Annotated in this window: 5 protein-coding genes and 1 pseudogene; 5 read left to right on the top strand and 1 reads right to left on the bottom strand. The window is 64.6% G+C overall.

The window, feature by feature from the left end; genetic code table 11:
* From ACRDUX_RS33575 to ACRDUX_RS33560, 4 genes and pseudogenes are all read left to right on the top strand, one after another.
* A pseudogene (locus ACRDUX_RS33575) lies at positions 1 to 279 on the top strand (sodium:solute symporter); the annotation flags it as partial.
* The gene (locus ACRDUX_RS33570; protein ID WP_526420634.1) at positions 276 to 599 is read left to right on the top strand and encodes a hypothetical protein; all 324 of its coding nucleotides are present in this window, start codon (positions 276 to 278) and stop codon (positions 597 to 599) included. The pseudogene ACRDUX_RS33575 and the gene ACRDUX_RS33570, both read left to right, overlap by 4 nt.
* Positions 596 to 1,915, top strand: coding sequence for an LLM class flavin-dependent oxidoreductase (locus ACRDUX_RS33565; protein ID WP_526420632.1), 1,320 nt, complete (start codon positions 596 to 598; stop codon positions 1,913 to 1,915). Before ACRDUX_RS33570 ends, ACRDUX_RS33565 begins: the two co-directional genes overlap by 4 nt.
* Positions 1,916 to 1,961: 46 nt before the next feature.
* On the top strand, positions 1,962 to 3,245 hold the full coding sequence (locus ACRDUX_RS33560; RefSeq protein ID WP_526420630.1) for an LLM class flavin-dependent oxidoreductase: 1,284 nt from the start codon (positions 1,962 to 1,964) through the stop codon (positions 3,243 to 3,245).
* A gap of 31 nt (positions 3,246 to 3,276) precedes the next feature.
* Here the strand turns inward: ACRDUX_RS33560 and ACRDUX_RS33555 are convergent, their stop codons facing one another.
* Entirely contained in the window at positions 3,277 to 3,447 is a 171-nt protein-coding gene (locus tag ACRDUX_RS33555) for a MetQ/NlpA family ABC transporter substrate-binding protein (protein WP_526420636.1), read from the bottom strand.
* 37 nt (positions 3,448 to 3,484) lie between these two features.
* Here ACRDUX_RS33555 and ACRDUX_RS33550 point away from each other — a divergent pair, with 37 nt between their 5' ends.
* Positions 3,485 to 4,534 (top strand): IS4 family transposase, encoded by a 1,050-nt coding sequence (locus ACRDUX_RS33550; protein ID WP_526420628.1) that lies wholly within the window; start codon positions 3,485 to 3,487, stop codon positions 4,532 to 4,534.
* The last annotated feature ends 197 nt before the right edge of the window (positions 4,535 to 4,731 follow it).

Genomic DNA, 4,731 nt, shown 5'->3' with positions numbered 1-4,731 from the left:
CGCCTGACCTCGACGGCGTTCGTCGCCAGCCTGGTGGTGGCCATCGCCGTCGGCTATCCCGTGCGTCAACTCGTCGGTGAGTTGCAGGGCATCGTCACGCTGGAGGTCATTTCGCTCGCGGCGGCTGTGGGCATCAGCCTGTTGTCGCGGCAGAGCTTCGACTTCGCGAAGTTGCGCCGCAGCGATGCACTGGCCGAAAGCCCGCCCGGCGAGCCGCCAGCCGAGCGTGACGGCGCCGCCGTGGCTACCAACGCAGCTGACCCGGATCCGGTCCGATGATCGCGTTCTGGATCGCCGTGATCGTCGGCGTCGCAGTCGGAGTCGTCTACATCACGCTGGCCGTGCAGGCGTTTGCTCGGGTCCGAACGGAGGTGCTGGCCTCCGCCACCACGGGTGCGGAGGAGGACCTTTCAAGCGATGACTTCGGTGACGATGGTGGCTTTAGCTGGAAGGCGATCGGGGCGGTGATCTTCTCCACCTTGGTCATCGTCCTTCTGGGCATCAGCAGCGTGTTCTGGTACCTGCCCGCCATTCTCGCGATCGGATCGTCCGTGGCCGTGATCGCGGCATTCGTCATCGACCGTAGGGACACCGCGTGACTATCAAGAAGGCGCACCTGCTGGGTTTCGTCCAGCACGGTGTGATGAACCACGCCTCCACGATGTGGGCGCATCCACGCGACAAGGTCGGGTATCACTGGTCGCGTCCGGAGTACTGGCGCGACCTCGGTCAAATCATGGAGCGCGGTCTGTTCGACGCCATGTTCATCGCCGACGAACTCGCTCCGTACACGACCTACAAGGGCAACTCGGACCCAGTCGTCAAATACGCAGGCCAGTTCCCAGTGCACGAGCCGGCCACGTTGGTGCCGATCGTCGGAGCCTTCACCAAACACCTCGGTATCGGCATCACCTTGTCGACGTCGTTCGTACCGCCGTACATGATGGCGCGCCACCTGTCCTCCCTGGACCACCTCACGGTTGGCCGCGTTGGCTGGAACATCGTGACCTCGTACTCCAAGAGCGAGTTTCAGGCGATGGGCAAGGACAACCTAACGCCGCGCGACAAGCGCTACGAAGTCGTCGAGGAGTACATGCAGCTGCTGTACCAGCTTTGGGATTCCTGGGACGACGACGCGATCGTGTACGACCGGGAGAACGGTATCTTCGCCGATCCCTCCAAGGTGAGCGAGATCGACTTCCAGGGTGAGTTCTTCAAGTCCAAGGGCCGTCACTTCGTCGCACCGTCGCCACAGAAGCGGCCGGTGCTGTGGCAGGCCGGGTCATCCGAGCAAGGGCGCGAATTCGCCTCCAAGCACGCCGAATCCGTATTCGGGATCTTCCCAACGCCCAAGAGCATGCGCGCCTATGCCGACGACATCCGTACGCGTGCAGACGATCACGGCCGGAACCCGGAGTCCGTCAAGCTCATCTATGGTCTCCAGACGATCATCGACCGTGACAAGTCGCGTGCCAACGACAAGTACGCGGAGTTCGTGGAGAAGGTGCAGATCGAGAGTGCATTGGGAATTCTCTCTGGCCACACGGGTTTCGACTTCTCCACGCTTGGACTCGATGACAATGTCGTGGACGCCGACGTACAGGGCATCCGCGGGTTGTTCGATGCGATCCTCGAAGCCAAGGACGGCGCCCCAGTCACGGTGCGTGAAGCCGCTCAGATCTACGGCGTGTCGATGGGTGCACCCGTAGCGGTGGGTACGCCGGCGGACGTCGCCGACCAGATGGAGCACTACCTCGATGACGGTGGCTGCAACGGCTTCATGCTCTTGGCCACCGACACCCCGGGCTGCTTCAACGACGTGACCGAGCTGCTCGTGCCGGAATTGCAGAGGCGTGGCCGCTACCGGACTCGTTACCCCGGGACCACCCTGCGCGAGAGTCTGCAGGAGTACTGAGCTGACTCGTCGAAAGTCACTGCGGCAGGCACACTTCCTCGCCTTCATGCAGCACGGGGTCAGCAGCCACTCCGTCGGCATGTGGCGTCATCCACTGGACAAGGTCGGCTACGACTACGCTGCGCCCCCCTATTGGCAGCATCTAGCCAGGACGTTGGAGCGTGGACTGTTCGACGCCGTGTTCCTGGCCGACGAACTCGCGCCATACAACTCGTTCGAGGACAGTTCGGATGCCACGGTTCGCTACGCGGTGCAGGCGCCGACCCACGAGCCCGCGGCGCTGACACCGATCATCACCGGCGCGACCGAGCATCTCGGCGTCGGCATCACGCTCTCCACGGCCTTCGAGCACCCGTACTCCATGGCGCGCAGACTGTCCACGTTCGACCATCTATCAGGCGGCCGTATCGCGTGGAACATCGTCGGGTCGTACTCGCCGTCGGAGTTCGCCGCCTACGGCCAGGACATGCCCGACCGCTCGACCCGCTACGAGCGCATCGAGGAGTACGTCGAGCTGTGCTGCCGACTCTGGGACTCCTGGCAGCCCGACGCGGTCGTCGCCGACCGGGAGACCGGTATCTACGCGCATCCGGAGAAGATCGCTGAGGTGCGGTTCGAGGGCAAGTACTTCCGCTGCCGCGCAAGACACTTCGTGGCGCCGTCACCGCAGGGCCGCCCGGTGCTGTGGCAGGCGGGAGCGAGCGAACAGGGGCGCCGATTCGCCGCGCGTACGGCTGAGGCGATTTTCGCGATCCAGCCGACAGTGGCGTCCATGCGCGCATACTCCGACGACATCCGTGGGCGGGTGGCTGCAGCGGGTCGGGATCCCGAATCGGTCAAGCTCTATTACGGGGCGCAGGTGATCATCGGGCAGAGTGAGGTGGAGGCCCAGGAGAAGGCCGCGTACCTGCGCTCCCTGTTGCGCCCGGAGGCGTCGCTGGCGATGCTGTCCGGTCAGCTGGGCGTGGACTTCTCTGAGTTCGACCCGTCGGCTCCGCTCGCGGATATCCCAGTGCCGGGGATCCAGGGTGTCAAAGATGCCCTGGTGGCTAGCGGGGCCGGTGCCGGCGTGACGGTCGGCGACGCCGCTGACATCTACGCGTTCCGATTCTCGATGCCCCAGGTGATCGGTACCCCCAGCGAAGTTGCCGATCAGTTGGAGACCTATCTCGATGATGGCGGTGCCGACGGCTTCATGCTCTTGGCCACCTATACACCGGGATGTTTCGAGGAGTTCGTCGACTTGGTCATACCGGAATTGCAGCGGCGCGGACGCTACCGGACCACCTATCCGGGTAAGACATTGCGGGACAACATTCGCGGAGATTAGAGCTCCCGTCCGACGCCATCGAAGAGGACCTCTAAAAGGCAGGAGACACGTCTCCCCCCGGCCACTTCTTCTCGATGAACGCCCGCGTCTGGTCGCTGTGCAGGAGTTCGTTGAGCTTTACGACGTCGGGATCGTCGTGGTTGTCCACCCGGGTCACCAGGAAGTTGGCGTACGGATTGCCCTCGAGCGGCTCGACGAGCAGGGCGTCCTTGAGCGTGTAACCGGCGTCGAGGAAGTAGTTGCCGTTCGACGACGCCTACGAAGAGGTGATGCGCAAACTCGTCGAGGGGCTTCGATTCCTGCGGTCCTGGGACGAGGACTGGCAGGTGCCGACCTCCTCGGCGCTGTGCCAGGCCCGCGCCCGCCTGGGCGCCGAACCGATCCGCGAACTCTACGCACGAGTGGCCCGGCCGCTGGCCGGGGCGGGCACGCCCGGTGCGTGGCTGGGGGATCTGCGGGTAATGGCCATCGACGGCGTCCAACTCGACGTCCCCGACACCGCCGACAACGAAGACGCGTTCGGTCGCGGTGTCAGCCAGGGGCTGGACGCCCCCTACCCGAAGGTCAAGGTGCTCGGCCTGGGCGAATGCGGCACCCACGCCGTGATCGACGCGCACCTCGGCGGAGTCCTCCTCGACGAACGTGAACTGGCGCGCCCACTGCTGGCCAGCTTTGAGTCGGACATGCTGGTGCTGGCCGACCGCGGGTTCTACAGCCGAGCGTCCTGGGACGAGGCCGCCGACACCGGCGCACAGTTGCTATGGCGAGTGCAGTCCTCCCTGAGATTGCACGTGGTCACCGACCTCGCCGACGGCTCGTATCTGAGCGTGCTGCTCACCGACATCGAACGCCAACGCATCCGTCGTCACCGAGCCCGCGGCCTGCACACCGTCCCCCGAGGTCCCACGGTGCGCGTCATCGAGTACGACATCGCCAACCGCGACAGCCAGAGCGGATCGCCGATTCGGCTGATCACCACCATCCTCGACCCCGAAGTCGCCACCGCCGGTGAGCTCGCCGCGGTGTATCACCAGCGCTGGGAATTCGAATCCAGCCTCGCAGAGATCGAAACCCGCCAGCGCGGAAGCTACCGAGTGCTGCGTTCACAGAGCCCGGAGATGGGACGTCAAGAGATCTGGGCGCTGTTGTTGACCCACTACGCGATCCGCGCGTTGATGTATGAGGCAAGCGACCCCGACGGGCTCGACCCGCTACGCATGTCGTTCATCCGGAGCCTGCGCATCGTCCGCCGCCACGTCACCGGGCAGGCGGGTTTTTCCCCTAACTGACTCGCTACCTGCCTTCGAGGTTGCCCCGGATGGTGGACACGAGGTCAGGCGGCTTGTGCCGTCTGAGTGTGGTGGTGCTCGAAGTCGACTGGGCTGATCATGCCGATCTTCGAGTGCCGTCGGCGGCGGTTGTAGATCCGTTCGATCCAGTCGCCGACTGCGAGCCTAGCAGCACTCTTCGTGGGCCAGGTGTATCG

This window comes from Mycobacterium sp. (genome assembly GCF_050701675.1).
Taxonomy (GTDB): domain Bacteria; phylum Actinomycetota; class Actinomycetes; order Mycobacteriales; family Mycobacteriaceae; genus Mycobacterium.
Note: the sequence above shows the minus strand (reverse complement) of the source record. Positions and strands in the feature narration are given on the sequence as shown.